Here is a 20,201-nt window from a genome sequence, read left to right on the forward strand (position 1 = left end):
CAAGCACTTGGACAATACCCCTGAAGTACGCCACGCCGATCTGCGCGGCAAGAACGTGGTGATCACCGGCGGCGCCAAAGGCATCGGCTACGCCACGGCCGAGGCGTTCGTGCGCCAGGGCGCGCGGGTGGCGCTGCTGGACATGGACCCGGTAGCGCTGGACGCGGCCGTGGCCGGGCTGCGCGCGGCCGGCGGCGAGGCCCTGGCCGCGCAGGCCTCCGTCACCGACGCCGAGGCGGTCGAACGCGCCTTCGCCCAGGTCGAGCAGGCCTGGGGCGGCATCGACGTGCTGGTCAACAACGCCGGCATCTCGGCCAACAAGCCGTCGCTGGAAGTCACCCCCGAGGAATGGCGCCGCGCCGTCGACATCAACCTGACCGGCGTGTTCCTGTGCGCCCAGGCCGCCGGCCGCCGCATGGTGCCCAAGGGCGACGGCTGCATCATCAACCTGGCCTCGATGTACGGCGTGGTGGCCGCGCCCGACCGCGCAGCCTACTGCGCCACCAAGGGCGCGGTGGTGCTGCTGACCGAGACCCTGGCGGTGGAATGGGGCCCGGCGGGCGTGCGCGTGAACGCGCTGGCGCCCGGCTACGTCGAGACCGACCTGGTGCGCGACCTGGCCGCGCGCGGCCGCCTCGACCCCGAACGCCTCAAGCAGCGCACGCCGCTGCGGCGCCTGGCGCAGCCGGCCGAAATGGCCGACCTGGCGGTATTCCTGGCGTCCAGCCAGGCCGCCTACATCACCGGACACACCCTGGTGGCCGATGGCGGCTGGAGCCGCTACAGCTACCTCTGACCGCTTACCTACATTCTGGAGATTCACTCATGGCCACCTACCAACCGCTTGGTTCCCAGGCGCCCTGGCGGCAACTGACGGTCGAGGCCTCGGACTGGCAACAGGCCGACCCGGCGCTGCTGGCCACCATGCTGACGCAACTGCACTGGATCCGCGCCTTCGAGGAAGCGGTGCTGGACCTGGCCGCCGAAGGCCTGGTGCACGGCCCCGCCCACTCGTCGGTCGGCCAGGAAGGCGGCGCCGTCGGCTCGGTGCTGGCGCTCGGCGCCGGCGACCAGATCAACGGCTCGCACCGCGGCCATCACCAGTTCCTGGCCAAAGCGCTACAACACGTCGCGCCGCTGGGCCTGGATCCGCGCAACCCGCTGACGCCCGCCATCGACGAAGTGCTGCACAAGACGCTGGCCGAGATCATGGGCCTGGCGCAAGGCTACTGCCGCGGCCGTGGCGGCAGCATGCACCTGCGCTGGCTGGAAGCCGGCGCGCTCGGCACCAACGCCATCGTCGGCGGCGGCGTGCCGCTGGCGGCCGGCGCGGCCTGGGCCCACCGGCACGCCGGCACCGACCGCGTGGCCGTGACGTACTTCGGCGACGGCGCCGTCAACATCGGCTCGGTGCTCGAGACGATGAACCTGACCGCCGCGTGGAAGACGCCGCTGTGCTTCTTCATCGAGAACAACCGCTACGCCGTGTCCACTACGGTGGAGGAATCGACCGCCGAGCCGCGCCTGTCGGCCCGTGGCCAGGCCTTCAACATCCCGGCCTGGCAGGTCGATGGCATGGATCCGCTGGCCGTGCACCTGGCCATGTCGGAAGCCGTGGCGCACATGCGCGCCGGCAACGGCCCCACCATCATCGAGGTGGACGTCTACCGCTTCTTCCACCAGAACGGCCCCTTCCCCGGCAGCGCCTTCGGCTACCGCAGCAAGGAAGAGGAAGCGCAATGGCGCCGCCGCGACCCGCTCGACAAGATCGCCGCCGAGATGATCGGCCGCCAGTTGATCACCCAGGCCGAGGTCGACGCCCTGCGCCAGCGCTGCAAGGACGTGATGAAGGACGTGTCGGGCCGGCTGACCGAGGCCACCGATGGCGGCAAGCGCCGCGTGCGCGCCGACCTGTGGCCGCGCCCCGACTTCCGCGACGTGGGCCTGCGCAGCGACGGCTCGGAACTGGCCGGCCTGCGCTACCAGGACGCCGCCGACCCTGCCGGCGCCCGCGTCGAGCGCAAGTTCGTGGACGCGGTGGCGGATGTGCTCGACCGCCGCATGGAAACCGACCCCGGCGTGGTGGTGCTGGGCGAGGACGTGCACCGCCTGAAGGGCGGCACCAACGGCGCCACGCGCGGCCTGAAGGACAAGTACCCCGACCGCGTGCTGGGCACGCCGATCTCCGAGAACGCCTTCGCCGGCCTGGGCGGCGGCCTGGCCATGGACGGCCGCTACAAGCCGGTGGTGGAATTCATGTACCCCGACTTCATGTGGGTCGCGGCCGACCAGATCTTCAACCAGATCGGCAAGGCCCGCCACATGTTCGGCGGCGACATCGACGTGCCGTTCGTGCTGCGCACCAAGGTCGCGATGGGCACGGGCTACGGCTCGCAGCACTCGATGGACCCGGCCGGCGTGTTCGCCACCGCGCCGGGCTGGCGTATCGTCGCGCCGTCCACGCCGTATGAGTACATCGGCCTGATGAACACCGCCCTGGCCTCCAAGGACCCGGTGCTGGTGATCGAGCACGTCGATCTCTACGCCTCGTCGGGCGAGGTTCCCGACGGCGACCTGGACTACGCCATTCCGTTCGGCAAGGCGCGCGTGCGCCGCGCCGGCTCCAAGGTCACGGTGCTGACCTACCTGTCGATGGTCAGCCGCGCGCTCAAGGCGGCGGAGGAAACCGGCGTGGATGCGGAGGTGATCGACCTGCGCACGCTGGACCGCGCCAACCTCGACTGGGACACCATCGGCGCCAGCATCCAGAAGACCAACAACGTGCTGATCGTCGAACAGGGCGCGCGCGGCACCTCGTACGGCGCCATGCTGGCCGACGAGATCCAGCGCCGCTACTTCGACTGGCTCGACCAGCCGGTCAAGCGCGTCACCGGCGGCGAGGCCTCGCCCAGCATCTCCAAGGTGCTGGAACGCGCGGCCTTCGCCGACACCGAGGAAGTCATCGCCGGCCTGAACGACGTGCTGGCCGACCTGGGAGAACGCGCATGACGGCCGCCCTGCGCATGAGCGTCCCAATGGAAGTCGGCATCTGCTGCGCCGACCTGGACGCGCTGCTGGCGTTCTACACCGAGGTGGTCGGCCTGACGCTGGTGAGCCGGGTCAGCGTGCCGGCCGACAAGGCCCGCGCCACCGGCCTGACACCGCATGGCTACGACGTGGCGCGCCTGCAGACCTCGTATGGCGAGCGCATCAAGCTGCTGCAGCCGGCCAGGGCGCCGGAGCCGGCGGTGCGCGGCGCCGCCATCCTGGACCGCCAGGGCAGCGCCTACCTGACCTTCATCGTGCATGACCTGGCCGGCACCGTCGAGCGCCTGCGGGCGCGCGGCGTGGTCTTCGACAGCGATCCGGCGCCGATGGAAGTGCGGCCCGGCACCTGGCTGGCCTTCTTCCGCGACCCCGAAGGCAACGTGCTGGAACTGGTCGAATACGACGACCCGGCGGCCTACCGGCCCGACCTGGCCGTGCGCACAGAATAGGACGAACTACACGTGGCACACCTTATCAAGCTCCCCTCCGTCGCGGCCGATGCCGACGCCGGCACGCTGCACCAATGGCTCAAGCAGGAAGGCGACACGGTCGCCGTGGGCGAGGCGCTGGCGGAAATCGAAACCGAGAAGGCAATCGTCGAGATCAACGCCGAACAGGCGGGCGTCTTGGGCCGCATCGTGGTGCAGGCCGGTCCGGCGTCGGTGCCGATCAACACCGTGATCGGCGTGCTGCTGGCGCCGGGCGAGGACGCCAGCGCGATCGACAAGGCGCTGGCGGAACACGGCGCGCAGGCAGCGGCCCAGCCGGCCGTGGCACAGCCTGCCGCAGCGCCGGCCGCGGCGACATATGCCGCGGCTACGCCGACGACCGCGTCTTCGACGGCCGCGCCCGCCGCACGCGACGCCACTGCCGACGCCCCCACGCCCGGCACGCGCCGCTTCGCCAGCCCGCTGGCGCGCCGCCTGGCCGCGCAATGGCACGTCAACCTGCTCGACGTGCAGGGCACCGGCCCGCGCGGCCGCATCGTGCGCCGCGACGTCGAGGCCGCGCGCGACCGCGCCCCCGTTGCCGCCGCGCCGCAGGCCAGCCGCGCCGCCGGCCGCCGCGTGCCGCATTCCGGCATGCGCCGCGCCATCGCCCGCCGCCTGACCGAAAGCAAGCAGCAGGTGCCGCACTTCTACCTGACGGTGGACTGCCGCATGGACGCGCTGCTGGCCCTGCGCGCCCAGGCCAACCAGGGCGGCGCGGTCAAGCTGTCGGTCAATGACTTCATCGTGCGCGCCGCCGCGCTGGCGCTGCGCGAGGTGCCCGAGGTCAACGCCAGCTGGCACGAGGACGCCATCGAATTCCATGCCGGCGCCGACATCAGCGTGGCCGTGGCCACCGACGGCGGCCTGGTCACGCCCATCGTGCGCGACGCCGACGTCAAGCCGCTGTCCGCCATCGCCGCCGAGATCGTCGAGCTGGCCGGCCGCGCCAAGGTCAATCGCCTGAAGCCCGAGGAATTCACCGGCGGCTCGCTGACGGTGAGCAACCTGGGCATGTACGGCATCAAGCAGTTCGCCGCCATCATCAACCCGCCGCAGGCCGCGATCCTGGCGGTGGGCGCGGCCGAACGCCGCCCGGTGGTGGACGACAATGGCGACCTGAAGGCAGCCACCGTCATGACCGTGACGCTGTCGGCCGACCACCGCGTGGTGGACGGCGCCGTCGGCGCGCGCTGGCTGGCCGCCTTCCGCGCGCTGATCGAAGCCCCCGTGCGCATCCTGCTGTGAGCCCCGCCATGACCAAGACTTCGTTTGACCTGGTGGTGGTGGGCGGCGGCCCCGGCGGCTACGTGGCCGCCATCCGCGCGGCCCAGCTAGGCCTGTCGACCGCGCTGGTGGAACGCGCCGAACTCGGCGGCATCTGCCTGAACTGGGGCTGCATCCCGACCAAGGCGCTGCTGCACAGCGCCACCGTGCTGCGCGCCTGCCGCGAGGCCGACCAGTACGGCGTGACCGGCGCCGGCGCGGCCCAACCCGACCTGGCCGCGATGGTGGCGCGCTCGCGCAAGGTCGCCGGCCGCCTGGGCCAGGGCGTCACGCACCTGATGAAGAAGAACGGCGTGACGGTGTTCGCCGCGAGCGCCCGGCTGGCCGGCGGCGGCCGCGTCGCGCTCGACAACGGCGCCACGCTATCGGCGCGCCACATCATCCTGGCCACCGGCGCGCGGGCGCGCGAGCTGCCGGCGCTGCCGGTGGGCGAACGCGTCTGGACCTATCGCCAGGCGCTGACGCCGCCGGCGCTGCCCAAGTCGCTGCTGGTGGTGGGCGCGGGCGCGATCGGCGCCGAGTTCGCCAGCTTCTACCGCGCGGTCGGCGCGCAGGTGACGCTGATCGACATGACCGCCGAGATCCTGCCGCAGGAAGACGCCGAGATCTCCGCGCTGGCGCGCAAGGCGTTCGAAAAGCAAGGCATCCGCGTGCTGACCCAGTGCGCGGTCAAGTCGTCCAGCCTGACGGCCACCGGCGTCAAGGCCGTGCTGGAGCAACAGGGCAAGCAGATCGAGCTGGAGGTCGAGCGCGTCATCGTCGCGGCCGGCATCGTCGGCAACGTCGAGAACCTGGGCCTGGAGCAGACCCGCGTGAAGGTGGAGAAGACCCACATCGTCACGGATGGCCTGGGCCGCACGGCGGAACCGGGCGTCTACGCCATTGGCGACGTGGCCGGCGCGCCGTGGCTGGCGCACAAGGCCAGCCACGAGGCGGTGCTGTGCGTGGAGGCCATTGCCGGCCTGCCAGCGCACGCGCTCGACCCGCTGCGCATTCCGGCGTGCACCTATTCGCATCCGCAGGTCGCCAGCATCGGCATGACCGAGGCCCGCGCCCGCGAGCACGCCAAGGCGACGGGCGGCGAGATCCGCGTCGGCAGGTTCACCTTCGTCGGCAACGGCAAGGCCATCGCGATGGGCGAGGACCAGGGGCTGGTGAAGACCGTGTTCGACGCCAAGACCGGCGAGCTGCTGGGCGCGCACATCATCCACCCGGAGGCGTCAGAGCTGATCGCCGGCTACGGCGTGGCGGCGGCGCTGGAGGCCACCGAGGAAGACCTGATGCACAGCGTGTTCGCGCATCCGACGCTGTCGGAGACGCTGCACGAATCGGTGCTGGCGGCCTTCGGCCGGGCGCTGCACGGCTAAGGCCCGTGGCAACGCGCCAGGCGTCTCGCGCGGACCGTCCTCGGCCGCGCGGGGCGCCCCGCTTCACAACCGACTGGCGAAGAAATCCAGGAAGCAGGCGATGCGCCGCGATAGCTGCGTATTGCGGTAGTACACCGCGTGCATCGGCTGCAGGTAGTCGGTGTGCAGGTCTTCCATGATGCGCACCAGCCGCCCTTCGATCAGATCGTCGCGCGACACGAAGTCCGACAGGCAGGCGATGCCCACGCCGCGCAGCGCCAGGTGGCGCTGGGTTTCGCCGCTGGACGTGGCCAGCGTGGGCGTGGCCAGATAGGTCGAGCCGCCCGCGTGGCGCAGCGGCCAGACGTTCAGGCTTTCCGGCTGGGTGAAGCCCAGCAGTTCGTGCCCGGCAAGATCCTCGACGGTGCGCGGCACGCCGCGCCGCGCCAGGTACTCGGGGCTGGCCATCAGCCAGCGCGGACGCGGTCGCATTGGCCGCGCATGCAGCGTGGAATCGTTCAACGGCCCCATGCGCAGGGCCACGTCGGTGCGGTGCTCGATCAGGTCGACGATGCGGTCGTTGCTGGTCAGCTCCAGCGAGATGGCCGGATACTCCCGGCGGAAGTCGGCCACATGCGGCACCACGCAATGCAGCATCACCGGCACCGAGGCGTCGACGCGCAGGCGGCCGGCCGGCTGCTGGTTGACGATGCGCATGCACTCTTCGGCCTCTTCCAGCGACTGTACGATCTGGCGCGCCTTCGGCAGGAAATGCGCGCCCTCGGCGGTCAGTTCCATGCGCCGCGTGGTGCGATTCAGCAGCGTCACGCCCAGGTCTTCCTCCAGGCGCGACAGGCCTCGGCTGACGCCGGAGGCGGTCTGGCCCAGCATCTCGGCGGCGGCGCTCATCGAACCGGCGTCGACCACGCCCAGGAACAACCGCAGGGCTTCGGAATTGAGCGCCATTTTTGACTCCGGATCACAAGTGGCGGAATTTTATAGCGCGCTGCTGGCGCAATGTCGCGGTGGCCCGGCCGATGACAGGGTTATCCGCCAAACGCGCGGGCAGCGATTCCGAGCCGGCATGAGGTGGCAAAAAGGACAGCGGCGAGGTGTTGCTGCGCACTGCCGCCGGCGCGGCGCACGCCAAAAAAAAACGGCGCACGCGGCGCCGCTTTTTCACTGCATCGACCGCCGGCCGATCAACGCTTCTGCTTGAGCTGCGACAGATCGCGCACCGCGCCGCGGTCGGCCGAGGTGGCCAGCGCCGCGTAGGCCTGCAGGGCCTGCGACACCACGCGCTCGCGGCCCACCGGCAACCAGCCGCCATCGGCGCGCGCGTTCATCGCGGCGCGGCGGCGGGCCAGTTCCTCGTCGGACACGGCCAGGTGCATCTTGCGGTTGGGGATGTCGATCTCGATGGTGTCGCCGTCTTCCACCAGGCCGATGGTGCCGCCCTCGGCCGCTTCGGGCGAGGCGTGGCCGATCACCAGGCCCGACGAGCCGCCCGAGAAGCGGCCATCGGTGAACAGCGCGCAGGTCTTGCCCAGGCCCTTGGACTTCAGGTAGGACGTGGGGTACAGCATTTCCTGCATGCCGGGGCCGCCCTTGGGGCCTTCGTAGCGGATCACCACCACGTCGCCCGGCACGACCTTGTCGCCCAGGATGCCTTCGACGGCGTCGTCCTGGCTTTCGAACACGCGCGCGCGGCCGGTGAAGACCCACTGCGATTCATCCACGCCGGCGGTCTTGACGATGCAGCCCTTCTCGGCCAGGTTGCCGTACAGCACGGCCAGGCCGCCGTCCTTGGAGTAGGCATTTTCCTTGCTGCGGATGCAGCCGGTCTTGCGATCGGTGTCCAGCGTCAGGAAGGTCGCGTCCTGGCTGAAGGCCACGGTGGTGGGAATGCCGCCGGGCGCGGCGCGATAGAACTTCTGCGCCGCTTCGCCGGCGCCGCCGACCACGTCCCATTGCGCGATGGCGTTGCCCAGCGTGCCGCTGTGCACGTTGCCGCAGGACAGGTCGAGCAGGTCGGCGCGCGCCAGTTCGCCCAGGATGCCGAGGATGCCGCCGGCGCGGTGCACGTCTTCGATGTGGTACTTGTCGGTGGCCGGCGCGGCCTTGCACAGGCACGGCACCTTGCGCGAGATGCGGTCGATGTCGGCCATGGTGAAGTCGACGCCGGCTTCCTGCGCGGCGGCCAGCAGGTGCAGCACGGTGTTGGTGGAACCGCCCATGGCCACGTCCAGCGCCATGGCGTTCTGGAACGCGCTCTTGGTGGCGATGTTGCGCGGCAGGACCGATTCGTCTTCCTCGACGTAGTAGCGGCGGCACAGGTCCACCACCAGGCGGCCGGCCTGCTCGAACAGCCCCTTGCGCCAGGCGTGCGTGGCGACGATGGTGCCGTTGCCCGGCAGCGCCAGGCCGATGGCCTCGGTCAGGCAGTTCATCGAGTTGGCGGTGAACATGCCGGAACAGGAGCCGCAGGTCGGACACGCGCTGCGTTCGACTTCGGCCACGTCGGCATCCGACACGTTGGGATCGGCGGCCTTGATCATGGCGTCGATCAGGTCGATCTTGGCGATCACCTTGCCGTCGGTCGGCGACTTGACCTTGCCGGCTTCCATCGGACCGCCGGACACGAACACCACCGGAATGTTCAGGCGCATCGCGGCCATCAGCATCCCCGGGGTGATCTTGTCGCAGTTCGAGATGCAGACCATGGCGTCGGCGCAGTGCGCGTTGACCATGTATTCGACCGAGTCGGCGATCAGTTCGCGCGACGGCAGCGAGTACAGCATGCCGCCGTGGCCCATGGCGATGCCGTCATCGACCGCGATGGTGTTGAATTCCTTGGCGACGCCGCCGGCGGCCTCGATTTCCTTGGCGACCAGCGCGCCCAGGTCGCGCAGGTGCACATGGCCCGGCACGAACTGCGTGAACGAGTTGACCACCGCGATGATCGGCTTGCCGAAGTCTCCGTCCTTCATGCCGGTGGCGCGCCACAGGGCGCGGGCGCCGGCCATGTTGCGGCCGTGGGTCGAGGTGCGGGAACGGTAGTGCGGCATGATCTTGTCTCAGGCGATTAGCGTGGGCGGCAAAACGGTAAATAATACGCTGGTTCCGGCCGCCAGCGGCCGCAGGCCGCCCCGAGGCCGCGCCGCGGCCATCAGGCGGACGCCGTGCCGCGCGCGGCGAAGGCGCTGGGCGGCTCGCCCAAGGCCTTGCGGAACATGGCCGCGAACGCGCTGGGACTGTCGTAGCCCAGATCCAGGGCCACATCCAGCACCCGCTCGCCGCGCGCCAGCCGCTCCATCGCCGCCAGCAGCCGCGCCTGCTGGCGCCAGCGGCCGAAGGTCATGCCGGTGTGGCGCAGAAACAGGCGGTGCACCGTCTTGGGATCCACCCCCAATTCCCGCGCCCAGTCGGCCGCGCCCGCCTGGCGCTCGGGGTGGCGCACGATGGCGCGGCAGATGCGCGCCAGGCGCGGCTCGGACGGCTGCGGCAGGTGCAGCGGCAGCACCGGCTCCTGTTTCAGCTCGTCCAGCAGCAGCATCATCAGGCGGCCGTCGCGGGTGCCGGGCTGCCAGTCCAGCGGCACCTCGGCGGCCGCCACCATCAGCTCGCGCAACAGCGGCGAGATCGACAGCACGCAGCATTCGGTGGGCAGGTGCGCGGCCGCGCCCGGCTCGACGAACACCGTGCGCATGCGCGGTTCGCCGCTCATGCGGATGGCGTGCGAGACCCAGGCCGGCACCCAAACGCCGCGCGTGGGCGGCACCACCCAGATACCGGCGTCGGTATCCACCACCATCACGCCCGAGATGGCGTACACCAGTTGCGAGCGGCGATGGCGGTGGCGACGCACGCGATGTCCGTCCTCGTAGTCCACCGCCAGGGCCGCCACCGGGCGCAGCGAGGACTCGTACGGAAACAGGTCCAGATCGGCGGGCTTGCGCGATCGGGAGGCGGCGGGCGATTTCGGCTTGTCCATTTCTCGATGATTCATGTCCAACCGGCGGTAGACGGTCTTTTCCAGTGTACCTATCCTGCCCGCCATCCCGTCGATTTCCCTGTCGTCCGCGTTCCGATCATGCCTCTTGCCTGCCCTTGCCCCGCCGCCCGCTGCGCCGCCATGCGCGGCCGGCGCGCGCGCATGGCCGGGAAATCGGACGCCCTCACAGCCGCGCGCGCGGTCCCGGACACCTGGCGCCTTTGCGCCAACGCGCGCCCCGCCGCACCGCGCCCGCGCCTTTACGCCCATACCCGCCTCGTCCCGAGCTGCCGCGCCCTTCGCGCCCACGCCGCGGCCGCCGTCCTGCCGACGCTACGACTAGCGCGCGGTTGCCGGGCCTCGCGCCCCGTGGCCGCCCGGCAGCCCCGGGCCCTCTGACGGGCCCGTCCGCCACCTCCCTTGCCCGACCGCCGCCGCAGACCGGCGGCCCCAGACGCCGCGCGCCGCGCGGCCGGAGGTTTTCATGCTCGACCATCCCCAACACAAATACCGCCCCGTCCAGCCCTTTTCCCGCGACTACGCCGAACGCCAATGGCCCGCGCGCCGCCCGAGCGCGCCGCCGATCTGGATGAGCACCGACATGCGCGACGGCAACCAGGCGCTCATCGAGCCCATGGACGCGGCGCGCAAGCTGCGCTTTTTCGAGCAATTGGTGGCCGTGGGCCTGAAAGAGATCGAAGTCGCGTTCCCGTCGGCCTCCGACACCGACTTCAATTTCGTGCGCAAGCTGATCGAGGAAAACCGCATTCCCGACGACGTCACCATCGAGGTCCTGACCCAGTCGCGGCCCGACCTGATCGAACGCACGTTCGAATCACTGCGCGGCGCGCGCCGCGCCATCGTGCACCTGTACAACCCGATCGCCCCGCAATGGCGCCGCATCGTGTTCGGCATGAGCCGCGCCGAGATCAAGGAGATCGCGCTGGCCGGCACGCGCCAGATCCGCGCCCTGGCCGACGCGCATCCGGAAACGGAGTGGATCTACGAGTACTCCCCCGAGACCTTCAGCCTGGCCGAGCTGGACTTCGCGCTGGAGGTCTGCGACGCCGTCAGCGCGATCTGGCGCCCGACGCCGGCAAACAGGATGATCATCAACCTGCCGTCGACGGTGGAATGCACCACCGCCAACGTCTATGCCGACCAGATCGAATGGATGCACCGCCGCCTGGCGCGGCGCGACAGCATCGTGCTGAGCGTGCATCCGCACAACGACCGCGGCACCGCGGTGGCCTCGGCGGAACTGGCGGTGCTGGCCGGCGCCGACCGCGTCGAAGGCTGCCTGTTCGGCAACGGCGAGCGCACCGGCAACGTCGACCTGGTGACGCTGGCGCTGAACCTGGACCGGCAGGGCATCGCCAGCGGCCTGGATTTCACCGACATGGCGGCCGTGCGCGACTGCGTCCAGGCCTGCAACCAATTGCCGGTGGACGTGTTCCACCCCTACGCGTTCACGTCCGCAACGCCAGCAGCGCTTCCTGCAGGTGCCGCAGCCCCCGGCTGAGCGGCTTGTCGCGGCGCACCACCACGGCCAGCGTGCGCGCCAGGCGCGGCGTCAGGGAACGCACCGCCAGGCTGGCGCGCTGGCCCGCGCCGCTGACCGCCAGCCGCGGCAGCACCGCGCACGCCAGGCCAGCCGCCACGATTTCCTTCATGGCCTCGGTGCTGCCCAGCTCCATCACCGGCTTGGCCGCCACCCCTGCCGCGTCGAACCAGTCATCCACCAGGCCGCGGGTGCGCGCGCCCGGCTCGAACAGCACCAGCGGCAACGCCGCCAGCGCCTGCGGCGTCACGGCGTCCGGCATTCCCAGCGGGCCGCGCGCCGGGAAGATCGCCACGAACTCGTCTTCCAGCACGGGCGTGGCCTCGATCATGCGGCCGGGCGCGGGCAGCGTCACCAGGCCGATGTCGAGCGTGTTGTTCTCCAGGCCGCGCAGCATGTCGGCGGTATTGCCGGTGCTGGCCACCACGTCCAGCGCCGGAAAGCGCCGCCGCAGGCCGGCCAGCAGCGGCGGCAGCAGATAGGTGCAGGCGGTGGCGCCGGTGCCCAGGCGCACCCGCCCGGTCACTTGCGAAGCATGCGCCGTCATGGCCTGCTCGGCCCGCGCCAGCGCGGTGTCGATGGCGCGGATGTGGGTCAGCAGTTCCAGCCCGGCGGCGGTGGGCCCGGCGCGGCGGCCGACCCGCTCGACCAGCTTCAGGCCGAAGCGCCGCTCGAGCTGGCGCACCTGCAGGCTGACGGCGGGCTGGGTGATGCCGCCGCGTTCGGCGGCGGCCGAGAAACTGCCCAGTTCGATCACCTGCGCAAAGGTGCGCAGGGCGTCCAGATTGAGTCCGCGCATGGCATCGCACCCCCTGCTTTATCCAAAGTTTTACTTATAAAAAGCATAATAGACCAAAGCTTTATTTATGCATGGGCTTGCGCCACACTGGCGGCTGGTTTTTCACCCGCCCGTTACTTCCCTCCGCGAACCCGCCATGCCGCAACCCGCCGCCCCCACCATCCTGATCCGCGACAGCGTGGATGCCGACCTGCCCGCCATCAAGGCCATCTACGCGCACCATGTGGAGCATGGCACCGCGTCATTCGAACTGGAACCGCCATCGATCCAGGAAATGCGCCAGCGACGCGCCGGGGTGCTGGAGAAAGACATGCCCTACCTGGTAGCCGAGATCAACGGCGAAGTGGTGGGCTACGCCTACGTCACCCCCTACCGCCCGCGCCCGGCCTACCGCCACACGGTCGAGGATTCGGTCTACGTCAAGGCCGGCCGCGCCGGCCTGGGCATCGGCGGCAGGCTGCTGGCCAGGCTGGTCGAGCGCTGCACCGCGGCCGGCTGGCGCCAGATGCTGGCAGTGGTGGGCGACAGCCGCAATGCCGCCTCGCTGGCGGTGCATGCGCGCCAGGGCTTTCACCCTGTAGGCACGCTGCGCTCGGTGGGCCACAAGCATGGCGAATGGCGTGACACCGTGCTGATGCAGCGCGCCTTGGGCGAGGGCGACAGCACGCCGCCGCAACGCCCATGATCCCGCCGCGCGCGGTGGTGTGCCTGGGGCTGACGCAACTGGTCGGCTGGGGCGTGACCTTCTACCTGATCGGCGCGCTGGGGCCGGACATGGCCGCCGACCTGGGGTGGGACCCGGCCACCCTCTACGGCGGCTTCTCCTGTGCCATCGTGGTCATGGCGCTGGTGTCGCCGCTGGCCGGCCGCGCGATCGACCAATGGGGCGGACATCGGGTCATGCCCGCCGGCGCCACGCTGGCGGCGGCGGGCTGCGCCGCGCTGGCCGCCGCGCACGGCTTGCCCGCCTATTTCGCCGCCTGGACGCTGCTCGGTGTGGGCATGCGGCTGTGTCTGTACGACGCCGCATTCGCCTCGCTGGCGCGCGCCGCCGGCCCCACGGCGCGGCGGCCGATGTCGCAGATCACGCTGTTCGGCGGGCTCGCATCGACCGTCATGTGGCCGGTGGGCCATGCGCTGTCGGGCTGGCTGGGCTGGCGCGGCGCCGTGCTGGCCTACGGGGCGCTGGCGTTGGCGACCGTGCCCCTCTACCTGGCGCTGCCGCGCGCACGCTACGCCGCGCCGGTGCAGGCCGCCGGCCAGGGTGGCGCGGGCCTGACGCGCAACGCGTCCGAGCGGCGCCTGGCTGGCCTGCTGTACGCGGCGATCGCCATGCTCACCAACTTCCTGGCGGCCGGCAATGCCGCCCACCTGATCCCGCTGCTGTCGGGCCTGGGGCTGGCCAAGGCGCTGGCGGTCAATGTCGCCGCGTTGTGGGGCGTGGGCCAATTCGCCTCGCGGCTGGCCGACGTCGCGCTGGGATCGCGCCTGCACCCCTTGACCCTGACCCTGGCGGTGGCCGCCCTGATGCCGCTGGGATTCGTGCTGGCGCTGCTGTCGGGTGGCCAACTTGTCACCTTGGCCGCCTACGCCTTGCTCTACGGCGCCTGCAACGGCCTGCTGACCATCGCGCGCGGCACGCTGCCGCTGGCGCTGTTCGACTTCCGCAGCTACGGCGCGCTGGTCGGCGCCCTGCTGATCCCCAGCTTCCTGCTGACCGCCGCCGCGCCGGTGGCCTATGCCTACGTGATCGAGCGGCACGGCGCGCACGCCGCGATGGGCATATCGGCGGGCTTGGCCACGGCCATCCTGGCCGCGGCGCTGGCGTTGCGATGGCGCTTCATTGCCCGGACGCGGAGCTGAGCGGCGCGCCGCCATCTCGCAATGCCACGGCCGGCGCCACGCGTTCGCGGCCCCGCGCCATGTCGGCGCGGCGCCAGCGCTGCTCGGCGAGCGCGGCGGCCAGTTCATCGCCCGTGCCGGGCCGGAAAAACAGAAAACCCTGCAGCAGGTCGCAACCGGCTTCGCGCGCGGCGCGGCAATGCGCCTCGGTCTCGATGCCCTGGGCCACGGTGACGATGTCCAGGTCCCGCGCAAGCTGACAGATCGAGGCCAGCACCTTCTGCGCCTCCGCCTGGCGCGCGGCATTCCAGACGATGGACTTGTCCAGCTTCAAGCCGGTCAGGGGCAGCGTCGACAGCCATTCGAGGTTGTTGTAGCCCTTGCCAAAATCATCGAGCCAGACCTGGATGCCGCGGCTGGTGAAGGCCTCCAGCATGGAGCGGATATCGGCGGATCCCGCATGCAGCGCCGCTTCCTCAGTGAGCTCGATGCGGATGTCGTCCGGCGCCAGGCCGCACGCGGCGATACCGCGCAGGACTGTGCCGACGACATCGCAGCGGGCAAAGCACTGCGGCGAGATATTGAGGTTCACCGCCAGCGCCGGCCCTTGCGCCGCCTGCTGCCAGCGCGCCTGATCATGGGCGATGGCTTGAAGGCTCCAGTTGATCAGGGCCAGCGCAGCCTCGGGGGCGCCAGCTTCGCGCAACAGACCATCGATGCCCATCGTCTCGCCGCCCGTCGCGCGCCATCGCAACAGGGCTTCGGCGCCGACGATTTCCAGATCCGCGGCGGTGACGATGGGCCGGTAATGCAACTGCAGGCGGTCGCCCTGGATCGCTGCCAGCAGCGGCGACACGGCGCCTTCCTTGCGGATCACCATGGGTTCGTGGCTCGCGCCGCCGCCATCCTGGACCAGCGCGGCCGAGAATGCATAGCCCTTGCCGCGCAGGCTGCGGATCGGAATGGCCATGCCGGCGGCGGCGCCCTTGCGCTTGAGGCGGCTGATGACCAGGTCCAACGCGCGGCCATTGCCGGCAATGTCGAGGCTGGCGGCGGCGAAACCCGCGCGGCGGATGACGCGCTCGGGATGGCCATGCATGCCCTTGAGCACCGCGCGTTCCATGGGCGTGAGATTGACGACCGCCCCGCCGGGCGAGGCCAGCGTCCATTCGTTGTCGCACAGGCGCCAGCTTTGTTCCGCCACGGCGGGCTCGGCCGTCACGTCCGGCCGGCGCGGCGCGGAGGCCGCGGGCGGCTGGCATAAGGTCAGCTTGCGCTGCGCCGACTGGATCGCCGCCGCCACCTCGCTGTAGCTGATGTTCGCGCCATAGCAGCTATCCGCGCCGGCCAGCAGCGCGTTGATCCGCACCGCGGGGCTTTCGATGTGGCGGATGGCGATGATGGTCGAGTGGGCGAAGCGCGCGCGCAGTTGGCCGATCGTGATGTCCAGGTCCCGCGGCAGGCACAGATGCACCTGGATTTCCCCGGCATGGCGCGCCGGCGCCGGTTCCTGGAGCGATACGGGGTTCAGGACGAAACCGATCTGCTGGAGCGAATCGGTGATGCCTTGCTTGGCGAATTCGTTATCGAAAATAAGGATAATGCGCGACCGATTCATGATGATTGAGCCCTGGATAAAAACGCTTTCCATCGAACGGTATTGAAATGTTTTTTTGCATCTCCATACCTGGAACAGGGTCGCAAAAAAAGGGCGCTCAATCCTTCCTGTTGCCGCGTAAAGTCGAAAATCATTGAATTCCATTCATCTAAAAATGAATGGAATTCAATATATCGAAATAAAACTCACCGATGAGTGAAACGTAGCGACATGCGCGCGGCTACTGTGCCGGCGCAATCCGACGCCATTGCGGCGCGAGCCGGCAACGCGCCGCGGCGGGCCGCCGGGCGCTTTCCAAAGCGGGGGGTCGTTGTTGGAAGGGGTGTCGCGGGCGGTCGGCTCAAGCCGCGCCCTGAGCCTGCCATTTGTCCCAGCCGGCGCGGCGCAGCTTGCAGGCCGGGCATTCGCCGCAGCCATAGCCCCAGGCATGGCGCGCGCCGCGCTCGCCCAGGTAACAGGTGTGGCTTTCCTCGACGATGGTCTCGACCAAGGCGTCGCCGCCCAACTGCTTTGCCAGCGCCCAGGTTTCGGACTTGTCGATCCACATCAGCGGCGTCTCGATGGTGACGCGGCTTCCCAACCCCAACCCCAGCGCCACCTGCTGCGCCTTGATGGTGTCGTCGCGGCAATCGGGATAGCCCGAAAAATCGGTTTCGCACATGCCGCCCACCAGCACGTCCAGTTGGCGCCGGTAGCCCAGCGCCGCCGCCAGCGTCAGGAACAGCAGGTTGCGTCCCGGCACGAAGGTGTTGGGCAAGCCATTTTCCTGCATCTCGATGGCGCGGTCGCTGGTCATGGCGGTGTCGCCCACCTGGCCCAGCACCTTCAGGTCCAGCAGATGGTCTTCGCCCAGGCGCGGCGCCCATTGCGGAAAGCGCGCGCGGATCTCGCGCAGCACGTTCAGGCGCGCATCCAGCTCGATGCGGTGGCGCTGGCCATAGTCGAACGCCACGGTTTCCACATGGGCATAGCGGTCCAGCGCCCAGGCCAGGCAGGTGGTGGAATCCTGTCCGCCCGAAAACAGCACGAGCGCGCGACGTTGGTGGTTCAGCATAAAAGGGGGTTTCTGCAAAGACTAAGGGATAGAGCCAGACTTTACCGCAGCCGGCCGTCTTCCCCGTAAGGAAGCCTGCGTAAAATCGGTGCCGTTCTCATTCATGGCTTCCCCCGCAGTGCGCATCACCTGACCCCTCCCTTTCTCCAGCAGCCCGACGGATCTCCCGCCCGATGAACGCCGCCCGCCCGCAGTCCGACCCCGCAGAACCCTTGCGTCACGATATCCGGCTGTTAGGCCGATTGCTTGGCGAGGTCATCGCCGAATGTGAAGGCAAACGCGTCTTCGACACCATCGAGACCCTGCGCCGCACCGCCGTCAAGTTCCGCCGCGAAGGCAATGCCGCCGACGGCAAGCTGCTGGAGCAGCGCGTCAAACAGTTGCAAGGCAGCGATCCCAACTCGGTGGCGCGCGCCTTCAGCTATTTCCTGCACCTGTCCAACATCGCCGAGGACCGCGACCAGAACCGCAGCCAGCGGGCCCGCGCCCTGGCCGGCGACGCGCCCGCGCGCGGCAGCCTGCGCGACGCGGTGCAGACCCTGGGCCGCCAAGGCGTGACGCCCGCACGCATCCGCCGCCTGCTGGCCGACGCCTGCGTCATGCCGGTGCTGACCGCCCACCCCACCGAAGTGCAGCGCAAGAGCACGCTCGACGTGCATCGCGAGATCGCCGCCGCGCTGTCCCAGCGCGACAACCCGCTGACGCCGGAAGAACTGGCCGAACTCGACGCCGCGCTGCTCGGCCGCGTGGCCACGCTGTGGCAGACCCGCATGCTGCGCTACACGCGCCTGACGGTGGCCGACGAGATCGAGAACGCGCTGTCGTACTACCGCAGCACCTTCCTGCAGGTCATCCCGCGCGTCTACGGCGACCTGTCCAAGCTGCTCAACCGCGATGCCAAGCCGTTCGGCGCGCCGCCGCCACCGCTGGAACCCTTCCTGCGCATGGGCAGTTGGATCGGCGGCGACCGCGACGGCAACCCGAACGTCGATGCCGGCACGCTGGAACGCGCGCTGCTGCGCCAGGCCACCGTACTGTTCGAGCACTACCTGCAGGAAGTGCATGCGCTGGGCGCCGAGCTGTCCATCACCACGCTGCTGATCGCGGTCGACCCGGCGCTGCTGGCGCTGGCCGAGCACAGCGGCGACGACTCGCCGCATCGCAGCGACGAGCCCTACCGGCGCGCGCTGGTCGGCGTCTACGCGCGCCTGGCCGCCACCGCGCTGCGCCTGACCGGCCAGAACCTGGCGCGCCGCAGCACGGTCGCGGCGCAACCCTACGACACGCCGCAGGAGCTTTCCGCCGACCTGGCCGTCATCGCGGCCTCGCTGTCCGCGCATCATGGCGCGCCCATCGGCAAACTGCGCCTGGGAGGGCTGCAGCAAGCGGTCGAGGTGTTCGGCTTCCATCTCGCCACGGTCGACCTGCGCCAGAGCTCCGACGTGCACGAGCGCGCACTGGCCGAGCTGTTCAGCCGCGCCGGCGCCACCCGTGACGGCCAGCCGCTGGACTACCTGGCGCTGGACGAAGACGCGCGCGTGGCCCTGCTGCGCGCCGAACTGGCGCAGGCGCGGCCGCTGGCCTCGCCCTGGATCGCCTACAGCGAAGACACCACGCGCGAACTGGCGGTGTTGCGCGCGGCCGCCGCCGGCCGCCAGCGCTATGGCAAGCAGGCCGTGCGCCAGACCATCGTCTCGCACACCGAAACGCTCAGCGACCTGCTGGAAGTGATGGTGCTGCAAAAGGAAGCGGGCCTGATCGCGCCCGCCGGCCAGGACATCCCGCCAGAAGACGGCCTGATGGTGGTGCCGCTGTTCGAGACCATCCCCGACCTGCAGCGCGGCGCCGACATCATGGCCGCCTGGCTCGACCTGCCCGAGATCCGCGAGCGCGTGAAGCGCGCCCAGAACGGCGCCCAGGAAGTCATGCTGGGCTACTCGGACAGCAACAAGGACGGCGGCTTTCTCACCTCCAACTGGTCGCTGTACCAGGCCGAGCGCGCGCTGGTGGACGTCTTCTCCAGCCGCCACGTGCGCCTGCGTCTGTTCCATGGACGCGGCGGCTCGGTGGGCCGGGGCGGCGGCTCCAGCTTCGACGCCATCCTGGCGCAGCCGCCGGGCACGGTGGCCGGCCAGATCCGCCTGACCGAACAGGGCGAAGTCATCCAGAGCAAGTACAAGGACGCCGAGGTCGGCCGTTGGCACCTGGAGCTGCTGGTCGCCGCCACGCTCGAATCCAGCCTGGCGCCGCGCGCCGAGGCCACCAGCGCGGAAGACGCGCACATGGCGCAGCACGGCCCGGCCATGTCGTTCATGTCCGAGACCGCGCAGCGCAGCTACCGCGGCCTGGTGTACGACACGCCGCGCTTTGCCGAATACTTCTTCGCCGCCACCCCCATCGCCGAGATCGCCGGCCTGAACATCGGCTCGCGCCCCGCCTCGCGCAAGAAGGGCCAGCGCATCGAAGACCTGCGCGCCATTCCCTGGGGCTTTTCCTGGGCCCAATGCCGCCTGATGCTGACCGGCTGGTACGGCATGGGCTCGGCCATCGAGGCCTATCTGGAGACCGGCGCGCCGGGGGCGCCGCGCTCGCAGCGCGGCCGCCTGGCCCAGTTGCGCGAGATGGCGCGGGACTGGCCGGCCTTCCGCACCCTGCTGTCCAACATGGAGATGGTGCTGGCCAAGTCCGATCTGGCCATCGCCGCGCGCTATGCGCAGTTGGTGCCGCAGCGCGCGCTGCGCGAGAAGATCTTCGGCATGATCAGCGCCGAACACGCCCGCACCCTGGCCATGCTCAAGCTGTTGACCCGGCGCGAGCTGCTGGCCGACAACCCCGCGCTGCAGGCCTCGCTGCGCGAGCGCTTCGCCTACATCGACCCGCTCAACTACCTGCAGGTCGACCTGATCCGCCGCCACCGCGCCGCGCAGAAATCGCCCGCCGCCGAGGCCGACGAACGCGTGCAACGCGCGATCCACCTGACCATCAACGGCATCGCCGCCGGGTTGCGCAACTCGGGGTGAGACAAGAGGGCAAAGCCGCGCCGGGGCCTCGCGCTCCGGCGCGCGCTTTGCGCCCAGTCCATCGATTCGACCTTCCATGCCGCAGGCGACGCGGCCTTCGCAGGCGACCTCGCGCACGCTCCGCACTGTCCATCTGACGAACGC

15 protein-coding genes are annotated in these 20,201 nt (G+C 70.1%); 9 read left to right on the top strand and 6 right to left on the bottom strand.

What is annotated here, in order from left to right; all coding sequences use genetic code 11:
- Window positions 1-7: 7 nt before the first annotated feature.
- Genes ACUDCK_RS26400 through lpdA form a run of 5 tightly spaced genes read left to right on the top strand, consistent with a single transcriptional unit; the run spans window position 8 to window position 6,190 of the window.
- Entirely contained in the window at window positions 8-796 is a 789-nt protein-coding gene (locus ACUDCK_RS26400) for an SDR family NAD(P)-dependent oxidoreductase (protein WP_175143388.1), read from the top strand.
- Between the two features lie 29 nt (window positions 797-825).
- Window positions 826-3,009: an alpha-ketoacid dehydrogenase subunit alpha/beta gene (locus ACUDCK_RS26405; protein ID WP_144655645.1), complete on the top strand. Its 2,184-nt coding sequence runs from the start codon at window positions 826-828 to the stop codon at window positions 3,007-3,009.
- Window positions 3,006-3,497, top strand: a complete 492-nt coding sequence (locus tag ACUDCK_RS26410) for a VOC family protein (protein ID WP_175167000.1) — start codon at window positions 3,006-3,008, stop codon at window positions 3,495-3,497. Before ACUDCK_RS26405 ends, ACUDCK_RS26410 begins: the two co-directional genes overlap by 4 nt.
- A 12-nt stretch (window positions 3,498-3,509) precedes the next feature.
- Window positions 3,510-4,784, top strand: coding sequence for a pyruvate dehydrogenase complex dihydrolipoamide acetyltransferase (locus tag ACUDCK_RS26415; RefSeq protein ID WP_175166999.1), 1,275 nt, complete (start codon window positions 3,510-3,512; stop codon window positions 4,782-4,784).
- An 8-nt stretch (window positions 4,785-4,792) separates the two neighbouring features.
- Complete coding sequence (lpdA, locus tag ACUDCK_RS26420; protein WP_175166998.1) at window positions 4,793-6,190, top strand: dihydrolipoyl dehydrogenase; 1,398 nt, start codon at window positions 4,793-4,795, stop codon at window positions 6,188-6,190.
- A 63-nt stretch (window positions 6,191-6,253) separates the two neighbouring features.
- On the opposite strand, the gene ACUDCK_RS26425 is transcribed toward lpdA, so the two are convergent.
- The 3 genes from ACUDCK_RS26425 to ACUDCK_RS26435 all read right to left on the bottom strand — a co-directional run bounded on the left by ACUDCK_RS26425 (window position 6,254) and on the right by ACUDCK_RS26435 (window position 10,178).
- The gene (locus tag ACUDCK_RS26425) at window positions 6,254-7,135 is read right to left on the bottom strand and encodes a LysR family transcriptional regulator (protein WP_059272725.1); all 882 of its coding nucleotides are present in this window, start codon (window positions 7,133-7,135) and stop codon (window positions 6,254-6,256) included.
- A gap of 236 nt (window positions 7,136-7,371) precedes the next feature.
- A complete protein-coding gene (ilvD, locus tag ACUDCK_RS26430; protein ID WP_063580371.1) occupies window positions 7,372-9,237 on the bottom strand; it encodes a dihydroxy-acid dehydratase in 1,866 nt (621 codons plus the stop codon).
- Between the two features lie 101 nt (window positions 9,238-9,338).
- Complete coding sequence (locus ACUDCK_RS26435; RefSeq protein ID WP_049076586.1) at window positions 9,339-10,178, bottom strand: AraC family transcriptional regulator; 840 nt, start codon at window positions 10,176-10,178, stop codon at window positions 9,339-9,341.
- A 469-nt stretch (window positions 10,179-10,647) separates the two neighbouring features.
- On the opposite strand from ACUDCK_RS26435, the gene ACUDCK_RS26440 reads away from it, so the two are divergent.
- Window positions 10,648-11,685 carry a 2-isopropylmalate synthase gene (locus tag ACUDCK_RS26440; protein ID WP_049076587.1) on the top strand — a complete coding sequence of 346 codons (1,038 nt, stop codon included), beginning with the start codon at window positions 10,648-10,650 and terminating at the stop codon, window positions 11,683-11,685.
- Here ACUDCK_RS26440 and ACUDCK_RS26445 read toward each other — a convergent pair.
- Window positions 11,633-12,523 carry a LysR family transcriptional regulator gene (locus ACUDCK_RS26445; RefSeq protein WP_054419409.1) on the bottom strand — a complete coding sequence of 297 codons (891 nt, stop codon included), beginning with the start codon at window positions 12,521-12,523 and terminating at the stop codon, window positions 11,633-11,635. The genes ACUDCK_RS26440 and ACUDCK_RS26445 overlap by 53 nt on opposite strands.
- 136 nt (window positions 12,524-12,659) lie before the next feature.
- Here ACUDCK_RS26445 and ACUDCK_RS26450 point away from each other — a divergent pair, with 136 nt between their 5' ends.
- Window positions 12,660-13,208, top strand: coding sequence for a GNAT family N-acetyltransferase (locus tag ACUDCK_RS26450; protein WP_054419410.1), 549 nt, complete (start codon window positions 12,660-12,662; stop codon window positions 13,206-13,208).
- Window positions 13,205-14,386, top strand: a complete 1,182-nt coding sequence (locus ACUDCK_RS26455; protein ID WP_064527355.1) for an MFS transporter — start codon at window positions 13,205-13,207, stop codon at window positions 14,384-14,386. The genes ACUDCK_RS26450 and ACUDCK_RS26455 overlap by 4 nt, the downstream gene beginning before the upstream one ends.
- On the opposite strand, the gene ACUDCK_RS26460 is transcribed toward ACUDCK_RS26455, so the two are convergent.
- Window positions 14,364-16,127: an EAL domain-containing protein gene (locus ACUDCK_RS26460; protein WP_445659274.1), complete on the bottom strand. Its 1,764-nt coding sequence runs from the start codon at window positions 16,125-16,127 to the stop codon at window positions 14,364-14,366. The genes ACUDCK_RS26455 and ACUDCK_RS26460 overlap by 23 nt on opposite strands.
- Before the next feature lie 196 nt (window positions 16,128-16,323).
- Window positions 16,324-17,037 (bottom strand): 7-cyano-7-deazaguanine synthase QueC, encoded by a 714-nt coding sequence (gene queC / locus ACUDCK_RS26465; protein WP_049076594.1) that lies wholly within the window; start codon window positions 17,035-17,037, stop codon window positions 16,324-16,326.
- Window positions 17,038-17,210: 173 nt separating this feature from the next.
- Here queC and ppc point away from each other — a divergent pair, with 173 nt between their 5' ends.
- The gene (gene ppc, locus ACUDCK_RS26470) at window positions 17,211-20,057 is read left to right on the top strand and encodes a phosphoenolpyruvate carboxylase (RefSeq protein WP_175166996.1); all 2,847 of its coding nucleotides are present in this window, start codon (window positions 17,211-17,213) and stop codon (window positions 20,055-20,057) included.
- Window positions 20,058-20,201 lie beyond the last annotated feature (144 nt).

The sequence above is a fragment of the Achromobacter sp. CF-sbj1-Ac2-l genome (genome assembly GCF_052698165.1).

Bases quoted from the DNA above. Each gene is read 5' to 3' on its own strand.
- ACUDCK_RS26405 (WP_144655645.1), top strand. From the start codon at position 826: ATGGCCACCTACCAACCGCTTGGTTCCCAGGCGCCCTGGCGGCAACTG.
- ACUDCK_RS26410 (WP_175167000.1), top strand. From the start codon at position 3,006: ATGACGGCCGCCCTGCGCATGAGCGTCCCAATGGAAGTCGGCATCTGC.
- lpdA (WP_175166998.1), top strand. From the start codon at position 4,793: ATGACCAAGACTTCGTTTGACCTGGTGGTGGTGGGCGGCGGCCCCGGC.
- ACUDCK_RS26425 (WP_059272725.1), bottom strand. From the start codon at position 7,135: ATGGCGCTCAATTCCGAAGCCCTGCGGTTGTTCCTGGGCGTGGTCGAC.
- ilvD (WP_063580371.1), bottom strand. From the start codon at position 9,237: ATGCCGCACTACCGTTCCCGCACCTCGACCCACGGCCGCAACATGGCC.
- ACUDCK_RS26435 (WP_049076586.1), bottom strand. From the start codon at position 10,178: ATGAATCATCGAGAAATGGACAAGCCGAAATCGCCCGCCGCCTCCCGA.
- ACUDCK_RS26440 (WP_049076587.1), top strand. From the start codon at position 10,648: ATGCTCGACCATCCCCAACACAAATACCGCCCCGTCCAGCCCTTTTCC.
- ACUDCK_RS26445 (WP_054419409.1), bottom strand. From the start codon at position 12,523: ATGCGCGGACTCAATCTGGACGCCCTGCGCACCTTTGCGCAGGTGATC.
- ACUDCK_RS26450 (WP_054419410.1), top strand. From the start codon at position 12,660: ATGCCGCAACCCGCCGCCCCCACCATCCTGATCCGCGACAGCGTGGAT.
- ACUDCK_RS26455 (WP_064527355.1), top strand. From the start codon at position 13,205: ATGATCCCGCCGCGCGCGGTGGTGTGCCTGGGGCTGACGCAACTGGTC.
- ACUDCK_RS26460 (WP_445659274.1), bottom strand. From the start codon at position 16,127: ATGGAATTCAATGATTTTCGACTTTACGCGGCAACAGGAAGGATTGAG.
- queC (WP_049076594.1), bottom strand. From the start codon at position 17,037: ATGCTGAACCACCAACGTCGCGCGCTCGTGCTGTTTTCGGGCGGACAG.
- ppc (WP_175166996.1), top strand. From the start codon at position 17,211: ATGAACGCCGCCCGCCCGCAGTCCGACCCCGCAGAACCCTTGCGTCAC.